This is a genomic window from Acinetobacter equi, from assembly GCF_001307195.1.
GTDB classification, from domain to species: domain Bacteria; phylum Pseudomonadota; class Gammaproteobacteria; order Pseudomonadales; family Moraxellaceae; genus Acinetobacter; species Acinetobacter equi.
Genome location: NZ_CP012808.1, coordinates 2,514,414 through 2,533,736 on the forward strand (window position 1 = coordinate 2,514,414; position 19,323 = coordinate 2,533,736).

Genomic DNA, 19,323 nt, shown 5'->3' on the forward strand with positions numbered 1-19,323 from the left:
TCTCGTACAATCGAGCCTAATTCGGCTTACAATGTTGTGCGATTTTACTTTACCTTGCACCCATAAAGCAAAGTCATTCCGCATCAATTCTCATATCATTTCACACTTGATTGTTTTTTGATCAAATTCTCTTCATAAAATCACATTTTTTCATCATTTTATTCATAAGTTTTGCTGTTATAATAAAACTATCCTTCAATGATACTGTTTTGTGCAATTATGAATAAAAAATTTTTAATCTTAGGTGCAATTACGACTGCTTTACTATTAACTGCATGCGTAAAAAAAGAATCACCAACTGAAAATGATCAGGAACAAGCGCAAGCTGTATCAGAACCTGCTGAATTCCAGCCATTAGAAGCAACACAAGTTGAAGAAATCACAATTCCGACACAAGTAGAAGTTGAACGTACTGAAATTCAAGTGACTACAACTGAAGTTCAGCCTGCGACTGCTCCTCAACCTGTAGCTACAGCAGTTGAAACACCAGCGCCGACACCAAAACCAGCAACTGCTGAAGCAGCAAGTAAACCTGCACCTGCTCAAGCAACGCAAAAAGTAAGTAGCGGAAGCTCACAATCTGAAGATGATGCTGTTGCTGCTGCAATTGCTGCTGCTACACCAGCATTAAATAATTAATACTTTTATTAGTTGAGCATCTTATATTATAGATGCTCAACTATGCTCCTAGAAAAATCATAAACTCATTTTATATCAATATCATATCTACTTTTTTAGTGGATAAATACGTTTTAAATTATTTATCTATTCTGCTAATAGTCTATTTTTATAAGGCTCAAATCTCTAATGTAAAAAACAGAATCATTTTCTATATTTAATATTAAAAAATAAATAAAAAAGGAAATGGCTAAGCACTTCCTTTATTTGCTTTAAATGATGGTAGCAAGTTCAGCACCTTGTCTAATTGCACGTTTTGCATCAAGCTCACCTGCCTCTTTAGCACCACCAATAAGATGTACCTTACAGCCATGTTCAATTAATTCTTCATACATTGCTAGATAAGGTTCTTGTCCTGCACAAATAATAATATGATCAACCTCCAAACATTTTTCTTGATCATTCACAAGAATATGTAAACCTTGGTCATCAATTTTATTATATTGAACACCTGCTAACATTTTCACTTCACGGTGTTTTAACCCCATGCGATGAATCCATCCTGTCGTTTTTCCCAAACCAGCTCCTACAGATGCTGCTTTACGTTGTAATAAATAAATTTCTCGTGGTGATGGCTCTACTCGCGCAGCTTTTAATCCACCAGCGTGCTTATATTCTTGATCTATTCCCCATTCATCATAAAACTTTTCAGGATTTAAACTTACACTTTCCCCACTTTGTGATAAATACTCAGCTGTATCAAAACCAATACCACCAGCTCCAATAATCGCGACACGCTTTCCTACGGCTTTTTTATTTTTTAATACATCTAAATATGACAGAACCTTAGGATGATCAATTCCATCGATATCTAATTGTCTTGGTAAAACCCCTGTTGCAATCACAATCTCATCAAACTGTTTTTGCAACAATTCATCGACCTTTGCAGGATGATTTAAAATAAGTTTAACATTCTTATTAAGTTCAATTTTACGTTTAAAATAACGCAATGTTTCATAAAACTCTTCTTTCCCAGGCACTGTTTTCGCTATATTAAATTGCCCACCGATTTGTCTAGATGATTCATAAACTGTAATATTATGTCCACGTTTAGCAGCATACAAAGCAAAACTTAGCCCAGCAGGGCCTGCACCAATGACAGCAATATTTTTTTGTTCAGATACTGATTTAAAAATTAGCTCTGTCTCATGGCAAGCTTGTGGATTCACTAAACATGTTGCTATTTGATGTGAAAAAATATGATCTAAACAAGCCTGATTACAACCAATACATGTATTAATTTCATCACTTCTATTTTGCTCTGCTTTTAAAACAAAATAAGGATCGGCCAGCATAGGACGTGCCATTGAAACCATATCTGCATGACCAGAAGATAAAACATACTCAGCCATTTCAGGTGTATTGATTCGATTTGATGTAATTAAAGGAATCCCCACTTCACCTTTTAGTTTCTTTGTGACCCATGTAAATGCAGCTCTTGGTACTTTTGTTGCTATTGTTGGGATTCTGGCTTCATGCCAACCAATCCCTGTATTAATAATAGTTGCACCAGCTTTTTCTATAGCTTTTGCTAAATAAATAACTTCATCTAAAGTAGAAGCGCCTTCCACTAAATCCAACATAGAAAGACGGTAAATAATAATAAAATTTTCACCGACTTCTTCTCGTGTTCTTCTTACAATTTCTAGAGCTAAGCGAATTCTATTTTCATAACTACCTCCCCACTCATCATCTCGATGATTCGTTCTAGCTGCAATAAACTCATTAATTAAATACCCTTCAGAACCCATAATTTCAACACCATCATACCCTGCATGTTGAGCTAACTTAGCCGCATTTACAAAATCTGCAATTGTTTGATGTACTTCTGCAGAACTTAAAGCATGAGGTTTAGTAGGGTTAATTGGGGCTTGAATAGCGGATGGGGCAACAATTTCTGCTTGATATGAATAACGACCTGTATGCAAAATTTGCATGGCAATTTTTCCGCCTGCATCATGTACCGCTTGCGTAATTATTTTATGCTTTTCTGCTTCTGCAAGCGTTTCTAGCTTTGTACCACCAGCAAAGGTTAAACCATGTTCATTTGGAGATATACCACCTGTCACAATCAGCCCAACACCACCTTTTGCACGTTCAGCATAGAATGCAGCCATTCTTTCAAATCCATTTGGTGCCTCTTCTAAACCTGTATGCATAGACCCCATCAGCACACGATTTTTCAATGTAGTAAATCCTAAATCTAAAGGTGCTAATAAATTTGAAAAATTAGACATATTCCCTCTCTTGCTCGCAAACTGCTGACTTTATTCTGATCAATGCAACATGTTGCATATTTTATATTCTACATTTGCATTTTATGCAACATGTTGCATAATAATCCTCATCTTTTATTTTAGATTCGTTATGTCTTTAGCTCATGTTTTATTAACCAGTCTAATTGAAAAACCAAGTACTGGCATTGAATTAGCACGGCGTTTTGATCGCTCTATGGGATTTTTTTGGGGTGCAACACATCAACAAATTTATCGTGAACTTAGCGGTATGCTTATACAAGGTTGGATTTCAACAATAAAAGACACTACAACAAATCAGCGTAAGAAAACATATCAAGTTGAAAGCTTAGGCAGACAAGAACTTGTTCAGTGGATGGTAAAACATAGCGAACCAGCTCAATTGCGTGAAGAACTTATGGTTCGTTTAAGAGCTGAAGCGCAACTGGGTGAAAATACAATTTTACCTGAATTAGAAAATCACTTAAAAATTCATCAAGAAAAGTTAGCAATCTACGAAGCTATTTTTAAAAAAGATTTTTCACAGCAAGAGCACCAAAGCCGTACACTATATATTCATAAAATGATTTTACAACTTGGCATTAATATGGAAATAGAATGGATTAAATGGTTAGAAGAAATTATTCCCCGATTGAAACAATTTGATTGATGATTTCAATCTAAAATACTTTCTTCTCCCTCACATAAAAGCTATCTATTATTCAACAAATAATAATGCTAAACGCACTTGATCATAACCCATTTTCGGACTGGTTAACTCTACAATAGGACGTAACTTAATAGAGCCATCATCATTAAAATGTTGAGAATCTTTACGTTTCATTAATCTTTTATAAATTTTCCGAATTTGTTCAACAACTTCTTCGCCAGGGCTCGCGACTGAAATATCTAAACCTTGCTCTTTATGCAATCGTCCTAAATGATTAATAATTGTAGCAGGTGTTAAACCTCGTTCTACAGCAATATCTTGAATCTCATAACCAGATTCAAACAACTCTCGTGTTTCATCTAAAGTTGCTGCTGCATAATTTGTTTTATTTCCAGTTTTAGCTATTTTCTTTTCATTTCGTTCAATTTCAACTTCATTTAACGTACCACCACAATGGCGAATGAATGCCTTATGTTGAACAGTTAAATCAACGGTATCAAATTTACTTTCCGCTTCATTTGATAATTCTTGAAAACGACGATCTGCTTTAATGGCCAAACTATCAAGCTCTAAAGCTTGCTCATTAAAACCAAGTAACCGTAAGCCTTCTAAACTTTTCAATCGAGACAAAGCAACATAACCCTGCCCATTTTCAAAAGTATGACTTAAATTAATTTCAGCAGCTTCTAAAGTCATACCTTGAGATTTATGAATTGTAATAGCCCACGCCAAACGTAGTGGAATTTGCTGAAAACTTGCAATAGTTTTACCAGCCTCGTTATCTACAGACCAAATTTCTGGTTCAACCACTAAAGTTGTTCCATCTGTCAACTTAACTTTAGGTAAACAACCATATTCATCATCATCTTCAAAACCAATCACCTCGCCTAAGCTACCGTTAATATAACCAACATCAAAATTATTACGAACAAACATCACTTTGGCATTTTTCTTTAAAACCAATGTTTCAGGTGCTCGTACAGAAGACTTTAATGTTTCGATCAGTTTTTCATTACCATCACATTGCGCATCAAATTGACGAATATCTTGATCAATTTCATTTAAATGTTTCAAGTTAATTGTATCAACATCCATATTATGCGTATATAAACGTGTAAACGTATCGCCAATATCTTGATGTCGTGTTTGCTGTAATGCTTGTAAGTGTTCTTGTTGAATAGATTGGCTACGAATTGCATTCAAAATATCGTTTAAATAATCATTGCCTTGTCGATGCTGCTCAGTTAAATAACACACCCGAAATTTTGCTTCCACCCAAGCTTCCGACATAAAGCAGAATTTATCTCTATTTCGTTCATCATTTTTACCTACAGGCGGTAACTGGAAAAAATCCCCTGCTACAATAACTTGAATACCACCAAAGGCATCATCACTTTCTTTAAAGTATTTTAAAACCTTATTTACTAAGTTAAGTTGCTTGGCATGTAGCATTGATATTTCATCAATAATCAACACTTGGGCATTTTCTAAATGCTCTTTTAAATATTTACGCTCTTTCATCCGCTTCAAATCATCTTCTGAAAGCGCATCTTTAATACCAATACCTGCCCATGTATGAATTGTCATTCCATTCATATGAGTAGCAGCAATACCTGTTGAAGCAGTAATAGCAACAGGAACTTTTCTCGCTTTTAAATAATTAATATATTGATTAAGGGTATAGGTTTTTCCCGCACCAGCAGAGCCTGTTAAAAAGACATTTTCACCTGCTTTAAGTAATTTAAGTGCAGTTTCTTGTTTCATAAGACCTATACCATTGTAGAACCGCTATAGCCTACAGCTTTTTATTCTAAAAGTTAAGCGAAGTACACTTAGAGAATATATCTAAAATATATTTGATGAACGCTTTCGATTTAAATCGTCAATAAATTGACAAGCAATATCCACTAATAATGGCTCTGCTTTTTGATTATGAGGATATTCTAACTGATCAAACTCTAAAAAATTATCTTTGACATGGCAACCTAAAGTTAAATGTGTATTCGATTTCTCTGACCACATATGAAATGCAACATACGTACGCATCAGCATTTGCTCAATATAAGCACTTGCCAAACAATGATGAAAAATTTGCGACTCTTCAACTATTTTCTCAATTTGATCTAACTCTTCAAAGGACCAATTCAGAAAATCTAGCTTTTCTCTTGTAAAGGGCTTCCATATAATAGTCGAATAATGACTTTTGATCTTCTTTAATGTTTCTTCTTTTTGAATATGATGGTGCCATCTTACTGCTTTATGAAATAATCCCAGCCATGTGATATGTTTTGAAATCATAATATGTTGAGCTAAATAATCGAGTAAAAAATCTCGGACGTAAGAAGAAAATACAGATTCTCTTAAGTGGCGCTCTCTTAAATAAAAACATTCTCGAAAATCATCCAATTTAATATTTTCACGCTGCAAAGCAAGATGAAAGTTTCTCTCTTGCTGTTTTTCAGTCTGAATATAATAAATTAAATCATGTGATAAAGACTGAGTCTTTAGCTGTAAATGTTGCATATAAGCTTGCATAATTCGACTTAAATTTAAAAATATTTTCTTTAACTTGTGAACATCATCAATACAATAGCGACCAATCAATTCTACCCACTCATCTAAATATAAAATAGACGGCTGAGATAAATTAAATTGTTGCTGTTCTTTTAATGTCACTGTTTTAATCCATTTTGACACATCTTCAGAATAGGCAAAGTTATATACAACAATACGAGCAGCAACATATTGAAAATACTGCAATGTAGATAAAATAATATTAGGATGATATTGACTACAATCAATAAAAGACAAAGCAGTCACAGATACTCTAACGCTTTGGTATTGTAAATATTGACTTAACCAATCTAAAACTAAAGAATCTTGCCGATATATCCAATTTACAACTTTTTTATGATCAAAAATCGGAAGAGGTAAAATACTATTTATCCAAATTTTAGAATTTTTAGAGTAAAAATGAGATTTTGCAAAAATATAACTTTCCCCCCAATACGATTTATCCATTAACTGAATAAAGCCTAAAAGATTTGGTGTCTGTTCTGCGTGATACCATAACTTTTTAATATCTTTTTGCTTATGTGCTAATTCAGACAAATTAAAATGATGTAAAAATAAAACTTCACAAACTCTATATAAAGGTGGTGGTAAAAAAATTTCAGCTTGTGTACATATCAACTCTATTTGTTGCATGAATTGTTGCAAATATAAAATATCTTGACCATAAATGATGTCAATTCGACAAGCTTTTTTTATCAGTTCAATTAAATCATCGGAAAGAACATTTCGATGACTAACATAATCTGTTAATAAGTTTTGATGATAAAACTTTTCTAAAATAAATAAATGATCCAAACTTTGCGCTTGCAATAAAGTTAATTCATTTAAGAGTTCAATGACATCATATTCAGCATTCACCCACTCTAACAACGAATCAAAAATAATCTCTCTTAATTCCTTAGCTTTTTCACGTAATTCTATAGAACGATGATACCCCTGATCAGATAAATGAAAGTTTAGTTTTTTAACTAAAAAATACTCTATTTTTTCGGTCTTAAATTTTTCAATGGTCCTATCAATGCTAAAAACTAAAGGTTGTTTTTCTTGATTCAAAAAAAAATTAATTTCAAAGAGTCCATTTAAAAATGAAATGCAATGTCTACCATTCACAATTTCAAAAAGCTCAAGCTCTGAATTTATATTTTCCTTTAAACCCAATAGCTCTAGCTGCTTAACATGAATTTTTTTAGCAGTAGGAGATACTTCTAATAATTGCCGTGCAATATCTTGCAAAACAGTTCCATTTTGTTGAATCACTTTTCTAACCTCTTATTAGGTAAGAGATTTATTCAATCTACCCGAATGTTTCGTTAATAAATGAAGATACATTGATGCAATCTTTTATCATGATAACAATCATTCGAGACTTTCAGCAAAATATGATCTATATTTTTTGATATTTAAGTAAATTCTGATGTGCTAAATGATGTTGAGGTATCAGCTCCATTAACCGCTCTACTGCATCAACTGCATCTGGAGAATGAGATAAATGTTTTAATAAAATATCACTATTATTAGAATTAAAAATCGCTTCGCTTAATCGGGACTCTAAACAATCACGCCATGCACATAAAAATGGGCTTTCCGTTTTGACTAGAAATACTCCTCGATATAACTTTAATGCTGTTTCGATATAACCAGCATCCAATGCCTTTTCTATTTGTAAAAAATCTGCATCTATATCTATTTTAAATTTGTAAGGTCTTGATGTTAGAAACTGACCAAAAATATCTTTAAGTTGTGACATTTCTGCTTTTAAAGTCCCCATACTGATGGGACGATCACCATAAAGTGCATGATGTAAATTTTCTAAATTCATTCCTTGAGGAGAAAGAGTAAGAATACAAATAATTTCGATTTGTCTTGGTGTCAAATCTACAATATGACCATTTAATGAAATTTGAGGTGTATTTAAAGTTCTAATATATAAATATTCCCGATAACTATCCATAAGGCTATGCTGTAAAATAGAAGCACAGCGCTCAGCAGCTAAAACACCTAAACTATTATGACTTTTCCATGTTGTTGATAAATCAACAACACCAACCAATTGTTTAGAAAATGGATCAATAATAGGTGCTGCATAACACACCCAGTCTTGTACAGCTTCTAAATAATGCTCCATGGAAAAAACACAGCAAGATTTTTGAGTTTTAAGTGTTAAAGCTAATGCATTTGTTCCAACGACATCCTCACTCCACTGTCCACCTTCAATGAAGTTAGCATTCTCTGCAGCGACTTGCATTTTTTTACTTGCTGCAGTCCATAAAATTGTACTGCCAATATCCCCAACAGCAACGACCATTGAAGATTGAGAAGCAATATGTTGCAACTCATCCTGACAACTGAGTAATGCTCTTTGTAAAATATTAGGTTGTCGTTTATCAATTGAAATTAAAGGAGCAGATTTTCGTTCAATTGGAATATTTGCAAGTTTTGAACGTGTCCATGAACTTAAAATGCTTTGACTAATTTGATGAGCATGTTGAATAGAACGGCTACTTCCCTCACGCAAACGTTCTATTTGTTGGCGAATCTTGATTAAATTTCGATGTCCTATCATATTTTTATCCTGCTTTTATCGAGTTAACGATTCGTTTAAATAACCCTCAGCATTTTTTATTTTTTTAGATATGTATGAGTTTTATACAATTCAACTTACCCTATTTTTCATCTAAAAGTCCAATAAATTTGTTGTATTTCAGCATTTATTTAAGTAATTTTTTTAAATTTTATGATACTTATTTGTCAAATTGTGACTCACCAACCTTTTTCCAACCTTCAATCATCTAAGCTCAAAATTACAAAGGAAAATGTCAAACTAATAATTGAAAGAGGGAAATATCATGCGTTATGCAGATCCAAATACTGAAGGTGCTAAAATCCACTTTAAAAAACAATATGAAAATTTTATTGGGGGTAAATGGGTTCCACCAACAAAAGGGGAATATTTCGATAATATATCACCTGTTGATGGGAAAGTATTTACAAAAGTACCACGCTCTTCAGCTGAAGATATTGAATTAGCACTTGATGCTGCTCATGCAGCAAAAGCATCTTGGAATGGTACTTCAGCAACCACACGTTCTAATCTATTATTAAAAATTGCCGATCGTTTAGAAGAAAACCTAGAACTCTTAGCTGTGGCTGAAACTTGGGATAATGGCAAACCAATTCGTGAAACATTGGCTGCTGATATTCCTTTATGTATTGATCATTTCCGTTATTTTGCAAGTTGTATTCGTGCTCAAGAAGGTGGGATTTCTGAAATTGATGAAGATACTATCGCCTATCATTTTCATGAGCCATTAGGTGTCGTTGGACAAATTATTCCTTGGAATTTTCCAATCTTAATGGCGGCATGGAAACTTGCACCTGCTCTTGCTGCAGGAAATTGTATTGTACTTAAACCTGCTGAACAAACCCCAGTTAGTATTTTGGTTCTTGTCGAACTTATTCAAGACTTATTACCACCTGGTATTTTAAATATTGTAAATGGTTACGGCGTCGAAGTTGGGCGTCCTTTAGCAACCAATCCCCGTATTTCAAAAATTGCCTTCACAGGCTCCACCGCTGTTGGTCAACTCATCATGCAATATGCAACAGAAAATATTATTCCTGTCACATTAGAATTAGGTGGTAAATCTCCAAATATTTTCTTTGAAGATGTTTTAGCTCAAGAAGATGAGTTCTTAGATAAAACACTTGAAGGTTTTGCAATGTTTGCATTAAACCAAGGTGAAATTTGTACTTGTCCATCTCGTGCATTGATTCAAGAAAGTATTGCCGATCAATTCCTTGAAAAAGCGGTTGAACGTGTAAAACGAATTAAAACAGGTCATCCACTTGATACAACAACCATGATTGGAGCTCAGGCTTCTCAAGAACAACAAGATAAAATTTTAGGATGCATTGCAACTGGTCGTTCTGAAGGTGCACAAGTCTTACTTGGTGGAGGTGATCGTCATGAAGTTGGTGAGGGATTCTATATCGAACCGACCATCTTCAAAGGTACTAATGATATGAAAATCTTCCAAGAAGAAATTTTTGGACCTGTATTATCTGTCACCACATTTAAAAACTTTGATGATGCCATCAAAATTGCCAATGACACCATTTATGGCTTAGGTGCAGGTGTTTGGTCTCGTTCAGCACATACATCTTATCGTGCAGGACGTGCAATTCAAGCCGGTCGAGTATGGACCAATTGTTACCATATCTATCCTGCACATGCTGCCTTTGGTGGATACAAAAAATCTGGGATTGGCCGTGAGAACCATAAAATGATGCTAGATCATTACCAACAAACTAAAAATTTATTAGTCAGCTATTCAACAAAGCCAGCTGGCTTCTTCTAGAGCTGCTTTTCACTTGGAGACTTCATCCGTCTCATTAGTCTCCAAGTTTTTTTATTGTAGCTCATTATGCGTATTTAAATTAAATGCGCAATAATCATTGAACCTTACCGGGTTTGTCGAAGATCCAACTTTTCTTGAGAGAAGAAGCATTGCTTCTCAAGACCGATGAAAAAAATCAAACTATAGCCCTAAAATTAGAAAAATGGCTATTCAACTTGTGATTGATCCTGAAAAATATTATCCAAAAAATTAAAGCATACTAATGAAATTCTTCTCAAAGCAGCCTGTTTTTTCGCCTAGGCAGAGCTCCACCGCCCACACCAAAATGATGAACTCTATTCACAATAATAAAAACCTATATGGTGTTAATGTGATTTGCAGAATATTACTAATCGCAGCCTTGACCTATTGGAATAAGTAAAAAACTCAAATTATTAAATCATTGGCTTAAATAAATAGGATTCTGTTTAGATTTAATATTTCTGAAATCAAACATTAATATTTCTGACTTCTTCATCATCAATACTGTGCTCCATCGAAGCTCAGAAGATATATCAAATAGCTTCTGAAAATTTTAAAAGACAACAATAAATGTCTATGGAGTAAGAAATGAAAAAAACGTTATGTGCATTTACAATTGGGGCAATATTTATGACACCAATGTTTGGATCTGCTGCAGATGTCAAAGTTTATGGTCGTGCACACGTTTCACTTGATTATTTAAATGATGGTAAAGATTATAAAGAAGTCGCTTTATCATCTAACTCATCTCGATTAGGCTTTAAAGCTGAACAACAATTAAAAAATGGTTTAACCACATTTGCACAAATAGAATCTCAAATTAACTTTTCAAGCGGATCTGACGATGACAACTCTGTGGACTTCTCTACGCGTGATACCTTTGTCGGCTTAAAAGGTGATTTTGGACAAGTGAAAGTTGGGCGCTTCGACAGCCCATTTAAAGCCGCTCGTGGACCTGCAAACTTTTTTGGTGATATGGTTGGGGACTTACGTACAATTACACGTGCATATAACCATAGATTCGATGAAAGAAACCCCAATACAATTGAATATACATCCCCAGCATTTGCAGATAGCTTCAATGTCGTAGGTGCATTATCACTTCATAACACCACCATGATTTATGATGATGAAACCAATGCTCCAAACAAAAAATCAAAAGCTTATGATCTAGGTCTTAACTATAAAAAAGGATCTGTAAATATTGCAACAGCATATGAACATTACCAAGAAAATGCGAGCCGTGGAAAACGAGATGGCTTTCGGTTAGCGGGATCTTATAAAATCACACCAGAAATAAAATTAGCTGGCTTTTACCAATATACAAGTTTAGATAAAAATAACTTAGAAGGTCTATCACCTAAAGACCAACTTCGCAATGCCGATGCAAATGTTTATGGTATAGCAGCAGATTACAAACTAACTGAAAAAACTTCTATTCGAGGGCAAGTTTTTTATAGAGATGTAGATGCAGACAAAATGAATTCCACATTACTTGTGGCTGGCTTTGAACACAAACTCGATCCTGCTGTTCGTATCTATGCAAATCTTGCCAGTATGATTAATGAAGAAAATGCTAATTTAGTCCCTTGGAACCAAGCAAGAAGTAATGCTCCAGGTAGTAGTCAAGGTGTCAATTCATCTAATGACAATGCACTTGCTCTTTCACTTGGTTTACGCTACGACTTTTAATATAAAACCAAATATAAATATAAAAGTCACAATTATTGTGACTTTTATTGCATTAATACCTCTTACCAACGAAATTTATCCCAATTTTCAGGGTTTGCCCAAAATTTTGAATTAAACCAATCTGGTATGTGCTTATAAGTCAAAATATTAAATTGCCATAATGCAAAATTTTGTTCATGAGTCGTTTTATCAATTAACTGTGTAAAACCCAAAGATCTTAAAAGCTTCTCATCTTCCAATCTGCTTACCACAATAATACGCTTTGCGAATAAATCTCTTAATTTCACTAAAAATTGAGTTTTTTCTGACTCTTCAATATTTTCAATTGTATCCACATCTAATAATACAATTGCTAAATCATATCGCCGTGTGAAAGGCAGATTTAATAATTCAGATACGCTAAAATACTGCCATTGAATTGAATGATGATGAACGTATTGTTCTAAGTTTTGACCAATACATAATGCGGTCTGAATTGGCTGTTCTTTGAATAAATCGTCTAGCATAGAAGTGATGACATTTAACTCAGCCATAACCGCATCCTTATTTTGAGTGAGTATCTTATGGAATTACAAGGCATTTGCCACAAAATGCGTGCAGGCCTCACAGACATTAGTGTAACTGATCATCAGACGCACAAAGCAAATGTTGAATATAAATTGATTTTGGACCAATCTGAATTTGATCTTCCCTTTGCACTAGGTCAAGAAGTTGAAATTGAATGGACTGGAAAAATATATTGTATTTCATGTGGAAATAAAACAAATAAATCATTTTCTCAGGGACATTGTTTTAAATGTTTTAAAACAAAAGCTTCTTGCGATATGTGTATTATGAAACCTGAGACATGTCACTATCATTTAGGAACGTGCCGTGAAGATAGTTTTGCTCATGATGTTTGCTTTCAGCCCCATATTGTTTATTTAGCAAATTCAAGTGCCCTTAAAGTAGGTATTACACGACTTGGACAAATGCCTACACGTTGGCTAGACCAAGGTGCAACCCAAGCACTGCCTATTATGAAAGTTGGTTCTCGTAGATTATCTGGCCAGCTTGAAACCATGTTTGGTACACAAGTTGCAGACAAAACAGATTGGCGAAAACTACTCAAAGGTGAAGCAGAACCGCTTAATCTTGTTGAGATTAAAAATCAGCTCATCGAAGAATTTGCACCCAAAATTCAATCTATTCGAGATGAATTTAGTCAAAATCTAGAATTTAATGAAAATATTGAGTTATTAGATAATGAATTAGCTCGTGAATTTATTTATCCAGTTGAACAATATCCTGAGAAGATCAAATCTCACAATTTAGATAAAACACCTACAATTCGTGGAAAGTTACAAGGAATTAAAGGACAGTATTTAATATTGGATACAGGTGTTATCAATATTCGAAAGTATACTGGCTATGAAATCAAAATTCGTGGTGAATAAAAACATCAAAATAAAATATAAAAAAAGCCAGCATTAAGCTGGCTTTTTTACTCATCGCTTAATCATTTTTCTTGATTTTTGCATGAGATTTTAAATATTGCGTATAAGCTTCCAATTCTTGTTGACCACGCAACTGGGCATAAGTTTGTTGCAAACCTTTCAATTCATCAGGCTGTAAATCCTTTGCAAAATCATGATTGACATTAGATACAGCAACAACAATCAATTCATTTGGAAGAGATGCTGTAGATACCGACCACATACCTTGCTTAGGTGTCGGCAGACTGAATGCAACCTTTTCAACTTCTGGCATCAATTTTTCACGAGTAAACTGACCTGCATTTTCAAATCGAAGGTTTGATTGAGTAAGTACCTTAGATGCTGGCTGTGTTTTAAATTCAGCTAAAGTTTTACTAATTTCAGCTTTGGCAGCATTTAAAGCTTTTTCTTCAATAATTTTCTTTTTAATACGAGGAGTTGCTTCCGCTAAAGTCTGAACACCAGCTGGATGGTAAGAGCGTACTTTTACCCAAACAATGTTTCCATTTTCAAGTTGAATACTGCTTGATGCATTACGATCACCATTTCGTACATCCTCATTAAACAATTTTGCTTTAACACTAGGATGACTTAATATTGGATGCTGTGAACCTAAATACAACTTATTTACAGTCTGAACTTGAGTTCCTTTAATTTCTTGAGAAACTACATCAAGTGCATCATTACTTACAACAAGTTCATTCAAGCCATTAACTGCATCAGAAAAAGCATTTTGTGCTTTAGACTCTGTAACTTGAGCAATTAATTCAGCTTGCTTACTTTCAAAAGAAGGAACATCTACTTTGGGTGCTTGAACTTGAATAATCTGATAACCATACTGTGTTTTTACAGGTTTTGATGTTTGACCGTTCTGAAGACTTTCTACAGTTTTATCAAAAACTTCGCCAAATGCACCTTTTTCATAAGCAGCTAATGTACCACCGCTATTTTTAGAAAGTGGATCATCTGAATACTTGGCTGCAATTGATGAAAATGAGGCACCCTGACTTAATTCAGCATAAGCTGCTTCAGCACGTTCTTTTGCCTGCGCTTCAGTACGACCATCTTGTGCCACCAAAATTTGATTAACTATTGGTTTTGCATTTGCTTTAAGTGTATCTACAAATTTTTGGTAAGCTTGTTGTAATTCTACCTCAGTTGGTGCCTCATTATTAGTTGCAACATTTGAAGGTGAAATTTCAATAAAATCAACATCAACACTTTCAATCTGTTTTAATGCTTGAGAATGCTTATTGTAATAATCTTGGATTTCCTTAGGAGTTACAGTGATTCCTTTCTTATATTTATCAAGATTAATGCTTGCCAAGTGCAAAGTACGTTGCTCAGTTTGCAAATCTGCAATTTGCTGAACATCTAATTTGCTCACTAATGGATAATTCAGAAAAGTTGAAGAAATCATTTTTAATGCATGATCTTGACGGATTCCAGCAATAAATGATTCACTATCTGGAACACCTTGGTTTCTTAAGTATTGAGCAAATAACTCTTTAGAGAATTGACCATTTGACTGAAAACTTGGCTGTTGTTGAATCATCGCTTCAATCTGAACATCACTTAAAGACATTCCTAATTTCTTCGCTTGATCAAGAAGTAAGATACGAGCAACAATATAATCGAGTGCTTTTTCTTGAATAAATGACTGATTTAATAAAGTTTCATCACTATTAACTTCTTTTAAATATTGCTGCTTAAGAGCATTTGTCCACTGTTCTAATTCTTTTTTAGAAATTGGTTGACCATTTACAGTCTCTATCGTATCGGAATTCTGTTGGGTACCAAAAATACCTTCCATACCAACCAGAGCAAAGAGAGCTAAAAATAAGACGAGCAATACTTTGCCAAACCAACCCTTAATAAGTCTACGAAAAGATTCCATAAGTATTCCAAATTTTATTTTAGCGAGATTCTACCTGAAAACATTAAGTGAATGAATGGTTCCAACCACTAATTTATAGGTTTAATAAAAAAACGCGCCACAGGGCGCGTTCTAATGACTTAAAAATTATGCAACCGCATCTTTTAAGCCTTTACCAGCTTTAAAGCTTGGCACTTTACTCGCTTCAATCTGTAAAGTTGCGCCAGTTTGTGGATTGCGTCCAGTACGAGCAGCACGCTCTTTAACACTGAAAGTACCAAAACCAACTAGAGTAACCGTATCGCCTGATTTTAAAGCTTCTGAAATTGAAGCAATTGTAGCGTCTAAGGCTTTTCCAGCATCAGTCTTAGACAATCCCCCTTTTTCTGCAATCGCATCAATTAATTCTGATTTATTCATGAAGATTTCATCCTCTTAATTCGTTTATTTAAGCAAGGTCCAAAGATTTAATTTGAATTACCGTAGTGCCTTTATAGCAATGCTTTGAGCATAAAAGCAATACTTAGCATGTTGTTTTATACAAAATAAATTGAAAAAAACCGAATAAAAGCGTACTCGGAGTTAAAATAACTCATTTTTTATCGAAATCTTTTATAAAATCTTGATTTCCTTCCATCAAAATATCTACTTTTTTATGCAACTCCAATACCATTTTTTGTAGTTCTTGCAACTCTTGAACATTAAGACATTTCAAATTACTAACTGGCTGTTGAACCGCACTTTCTATTTGTTGATTATGCTCAAAACTTAGGCTTTGTGATGGTGTTTGCTTATTCTTACTTACTCCAAATAATTGATTGGTTTTTGCCTCCAACTCAGCTCCACTCTTCACCAAAGAGTCAAATAAACGACTTCCTTCACCTTCTGCCTTAGAAAAGGCACCAAGACCAGCTAGCCATATTTGTTTTGTATATTTCTTAAAATCTAGACGTTTTTGACCGTTCAATATTTTAATCTCCATTTCATCTAATTTTTTTTAAATATTATGCATATTTTTTTGAAGAATTTTGTTATAAATCTAATCCTACTTAAGATTACCTCTCATTTATTTGTTCTTTATTACTTATTTTAAACAGATTTCTGTTAAAAACATTAAAATTAGACTTATAATAACAAAACTAGTACTTGCGCCTTTTGCAAAACTGTTCTACAAAACCACAGCTATTAATTTTCTGTCCTGAATGATTTTAAAATTTGGACGCTCTCAGTTTCAAGGATTATTTATGAGCGATTCGCAACAAAATACGACAGTGCCAAACTTGTTGCTTACGACTATTTTAATTGTTTTTGAAACAATTTTTTCTTTTATATTAAAGCATGATCGTGTAATTGCATTACAGTCAAAAAAATTCGTAGATAACCGAGTAAGTATTAAGATTAATAGTTACATTCCTTATTTTGATTTTTATATGCAATTTGATTCTCATGGTATTCTTTTTGACACAACACCACCAATTAAAGTTGATCTTGAAGTCAGAACAACCCTAATGGATCTAATCCAAATTATTGTATTTGCTAACCGTCGTAGTGTTCGAGCAATGCGTATTGATGGTGACAGCATATTAAAAGATGAATTTCGTGATTTAATTCTCTCATTTAGTCTCCCCCATGTTTTTTCCGATTGGAAGCAATGGCTAAAACAATCAGCAGATATAGATAATCTTATTTCTTCCGAAAAACGCATTGCACCGTTATTGGATAAAATTGACTTCCAACGTTCTAAAATCAATAGTTTAGAAATTGAGGTTAAACAATATAAGAATAGAATTAAGCGTATTGAACGCAATCAAAAAATCATAAATTATGTTTATATATCTATAATAATTGTGCTTTTAGTAGTGCTTTTAATGTATACTATTTAAATAGTATACATTTATTTCATTTCTTGTTTATATCCTCTTAAAATTAAATCAATTAAGCACAAATAAAAAACTTGACTAATTTAGTCAGGATTCATAAAATCAAGTCATCTAGTCTAACCCATGTGTATCGAATCATGCGCCTAACTACTCGCGGTCGTTACGCAGTGACTGCTCTACTTGATCTAGCTTTGCAGCCAACTGAACAAACGATTACTCTTGCAGAAATTGCAACCCGTCAAACGATTTCCGTTGCCTACCTAGAGCAGTTATTTGCCAAACTTAAGCGTCATGGCCTTGTATCTAGTATTCGAGGTGCAAATGGTGGTTACCATCTTGCTAAAGGTGCACATGAAATTACAGTATTAGAAATCATTGAAGCTGTAAATGAAACTGTTAATGCTACTCGTTGTGATCATAAAGGCAATTGTCAAAATGGTGCAATGTGCTTAACACATGATTTATGGCATGAACTCTCCCACCACATTGCCGATTATTTAGCAAAAATCACGCTTGCTGATCTCGTAGCACGAGACAACGTACAAACCGTTGCTATTCGCCAAAATTCAGCTCCTTTAGATTCAGATTTATTATCGGTTACAGGTATTTGAAATGAAACGCCCAATTTATCTTGATTATGCAGCAACAACTCCTGTAGACCCTCAAGTTGCAGAACGCATGATGGAGTGTTTAACATTTGATGGCACTTTTGGTAATGCGGCTTCTCGTTCTCATGCATATGGCTGGCAAGCAGAAGAAAAAGTTGAATATGCCCGTGAACAAGTTGCAAATCTTATCAAAGCAGATCCTCGTGAAATCGTATGGACTTCTGGTGCAACAGAATCAGACAATCTAGCACTTAAAGGCGTTGCACAATTTTACGCTTCTAAAGGCAAACACATTATTACGAGTAAAATTGAACATAAAGCAATTTTAGATACTTGTCGTGAGCTTGAAGAAGAAGGTTTTGAGATTACTTACCTTGAGCCGCAACCACAAACTGGTCTAATCACACCAGAAATGGTTCAAGCTGCTATTCGTCCAGATACAATTCTTGTTTCATTAATGATGGTTAACAATGAAATTGGTACTGTGACAGATGTTGCTGCAATTGGTGAAATCACACGTGCAAATAAAATTTTCTTCCACGTTGATGCTGCACAAGCTGCGGGTAAAGTTGAAATTGATCTTTCAACTATGAAAATTGATTTAATGAGCTTCTCAGCTCACAAAATTTATGGCCCTAAAGGCATTGGTGCATTATTTGTACGTCGTTCACCACGTGTTCGTCTTAAAGCACAAATGCATGGTGGTGGTCATGAGCGTGGTATGCGTTCTGGTACATTAGCAACACACCAAATCGTTGGTATGGGTGAGGCTTTTGAACTAGCAGGCAAAAACCTTGAAGCTGAGCAAACACGTTTGCGTGTATTACGTGACAAGCTTTGGAATGGCTTAAATTCAATGGAACAAGTATTCTTGAATGGTCACCCAACATACAATGTTGCTAATTATTTAAATATAAGCTTCAACTTTGTCGAAGGTGAATCTTTGATGATGGCATTAAAAGATGCTGCTGTATCATCAGGTTCAGCATGTACATCTGCAACATTAGAACCTTCTTATGTACTTCGCGCACTAGGTCTCTCTGATGAACTAGCACATAGCTCAATCCGCTTCAGTTTTGGTAAATATACAACCGAAGAAGACATTGATCATGTGTTAAACATTACTCAAGCTGCAGTTGAGAAATTACGTGAACTTTCTCCGCTTTGGGATATGTATAAAGAAGGTATTGACCTTGCAAGCGTTGAGTGGGCTGAACACTAAGTACCCACTAAAAGTGGTAAGTTAGATCTTAACTT

At 34.2% G+C, this 19,323-nt stretch carries 16 protein-coding genes and 1 pseudogene; 9 read left to right on the top strand and 8 right to left on the bottom strand.

Annotated features, from left to right (window positions below; all coding sequences use genetic code 11):
* Positions 1–219 precede the first annotated feature (219 nt).
* Positions 220–639 carry a hypothetical protein gene (locus tag AOY20_RS11940; RefSeq protein WP_054582068.1) on the top strand — a complete coding sequence of 140 codons (420 nt, stop codon included), beginning with the start codon at positions 220–222 and terminating at the stop codon, positions 637–639.
* 251 nt (positions 640–890) lie between these two features.
* Here the strand turns inward: AOY20_RS11940 and AOY20_RS11945 are convergent, their stop codons facing one another.
* The gene (locus AOY20_RS11945) at positions 891–2,915 is read right to left on the bottom strand and encodes an FAD-dependent oxidoreductase (protein ID WP_054582069.1); all 2,025 of its coding nucleotides are present in this window, start codon (positions 2,913–2,915) and stop codon (positions 891–893) included.
* A 130-nt stretch (positions 2,916–3,045) separates the two neighbouring features.
* Here AOY20_RS11945 and AOY20_RS11950 point away from each other — a divergent pair, with 130 nt between their 5' ends.
* Positions 3,046–3,582 (top strand): PadR family transcriptional regulator, encoded by a 537-nt coding sequence (locus tag AOY20_RS11950; protein ID WP_054582070.1) that lies wholly within the window; start codon positions 3,046–3,048, stop codon positions 3,580–3,582.
* 48 nt (positions 3,583–3,630) lie between these two features.
* Here the strand turns inward: AOY20_RS11950 and AOY20_RS11955 are convergent, their stop codons facing one another.
* The 3 genes from AOY20_RS11955 to AOY20_RS11965 form a co-directional block, all read right to left on the bottom strand.
* On the bottom strand, positions 3,631–5,346 hold the full coding sequence (locus AOY20_RS11955) for an AAA family ATPase (protein ID WP_054582071.1): 1,716 nt from the start codon (positions 5,344–5,346) through the stop codon (positions 3,631–3,633).
* 81 nt (positions 5,347–5,427) lie between these two features.
* Positions 5,428–7,413: a hypothetical protein gene (locus tag AOY20_RS11960; RefSeq protein WP_054582072.1), complete on the bottom strand. Its 1,986-nt coding sequence runs from the start codon at positions 7,411–7,413 to the stop codon at positions 5,428–5,430.
* Positions 7,414–7,540: 127 nt separating this feature from the next.
* Positions 7,541–8,719 (bottom strand): sigma-54-dependent transcriptional regulator family protein, encoded by a 1,179-nt coding sequence (locus tag AOY20_RS11965; protein ID WP_054582073.1) that lies wholly within the window; start codon positions 8,717–8,719, stop codon positions 7,541–7,543.
* A gap of 283 nt (positions 8,720–9,002) precedes the next feature.
* Here AOY20_RS11965 and exaC point away from each other — a divergent pair, with 283 nt between their 5' ends.
* The 3 genes and pseudogenes from exaC (at position 9,003) to AOY20_RS11975 (ending at position 12,227) form a co-directional block, all read left to right on the top strand.
* Positions 9,003–10,514 carry an acetaldehyde dehydrogenase ExaC gene (gene exaC / locus AOY20_RS11970; RefSeq protein WP_054582074.1) on the top strand — a complete coding sequence of 504 codons (1,512 nt, stop codon included), beginning with the start codon at positions 9,003–9,005 and terminating at the stop codon, positions 10,512–10,514.
* Positions 10,515–10,757: 243 nt separating this feature from the next.
* A pseudogene (locus AOY20_RS15180) lies at positions 10,758–10,926 on the top strand (IS3 family transposase); the annotation flags it as partial.
* A gap of 197 nt (positions 10,927–11,123) precedes the next feature.
* Positions 11,124–12,227 carry a porin gene (locus AOY20_RS11975; RefSeq protein ID WP_054582075.1) on the top strand — a complete coding sequence of 368 codons (1,104 nt, stop codon included), beginning with the start codon at positions 11,124–11,126 and terminating at the stop codon, positions 12,225–12,227.
* Between the two features lie 62 nt (positions 12,228–12,289).
* Here the strand turns inward: AOY20_RS11975 and AOY20_RS11980 are convergent, their stop codons facing one another.
* A complete protein-coding gene (locus tag AOY20_RS11980; RefSeq protein WP_054582076.1) occupies positions 12,290–12,760 on the bottom strand; it encodes a DUF6231 family protein in 471 nt (156 codons plus the stop codon).
* 30 nt (positions 12,761–12,790) lie between these two features.
* Between AOY20_RS11980 and AOY20_RS11985 the strand changes: the two genes are divergently transcribed.
* Positions 12,791–13,663, top strand: coding sequence for a DUF2797 domain-containing protein (locus AOY20_RS11985; protein ID WP_054582077.1), 873 nt, complete (start codon positions 12,791–12,793; stop codon positions 13,661–13,663).
* A gap of 58 nt (positions 13,664–13,721) precedes the next feature.
* Here the strand turns inward: AOY20_RS11985 and AOY20_RS11990 are convergent, their stop codons facing one another.
* From AOY20_RS11990 to AOY20_RS12000, 3 genes are all read right to left on the bottom strand, one after another.
* Complete coding sequence (locus AOY20_RS11990) at positions 13,722–15,599, bottom strand: SurA N-terminal domain-containing protein (protein WP_054582078.1); 1,878 nt, start codon at positions 15,597–15,599, stop codon at positions 13,722–13,724.
* Between the two features lie 126 nt (positions 15,600–15,725).
* On the bottom strand, positions 15,726–15,998 hold the full coding sequence (locus AOY20_RS11995) for an HU family DNA-binding protein (protein ID WP_054582079.1): 273 nt from the start codon (positions 15,996–15,998) through the stop codon (positions 15,726–15,728).
* Positions 15,999–16,170: 172 nt separating this feature from the next.
* Complete coding sequence (locus AOY20_RS12000; protein WP_054582080.1) at positions 16,171–16,545, bottom strand: phasin family protein; 375 nt, start codon at positions 16,543–16,545, stop codon at positions 16,171–16,173.
* A gap of 277 nt (positions 16,546–16,822) precedes the next feature.
* Here AOY20_RS12000 and AOY20_RS12005 point away from each other — a divergent pair, with 277 nt between their 5' ends.
* The 3 genes from AOY20_RS12005 (at position 16,823) to AOY20_RS12015 (ending at position 19,288) form a co-directional block, all read left to right on the top strand.
* Complete coding sequence (locus AOY20_RS12005; RefSeq protein ID WP_054582081.1) at positions 16,823–17,461, top strand: hypothetical protein; 639 nt, start codon at positions 16,823–16,825, stop codon at positions 17,459–17,461.
* 134 nt (positions 17,462–17,595) lie between these two features.
* Positions 17,596–18,069, top strand: a complete 474-nt coding sequence (locus AOY20_RS12010) for an Rrf2 family transcriptional regulator (protein ID WP_054582082.1) — start codon at positions 17,596–17,598, stop codon at positions 18,067–18,069.
* Between the two features lies 1 nt (position 18,070).
* Positions 18,071–19,288: an IscS subfamily cysteine desulfurase gene (locus AOY20_RS12015; protein ID WP_054582083.1), complete on the top strand. Its 1,218-nt coding sequence runs from the start codon at positions 18,071–18,073 to the stop codon at positions 19,286–19,288.
* The last annotated feature ends 35 nt before the right edge of the window (positions 19,289–19,323 follow it).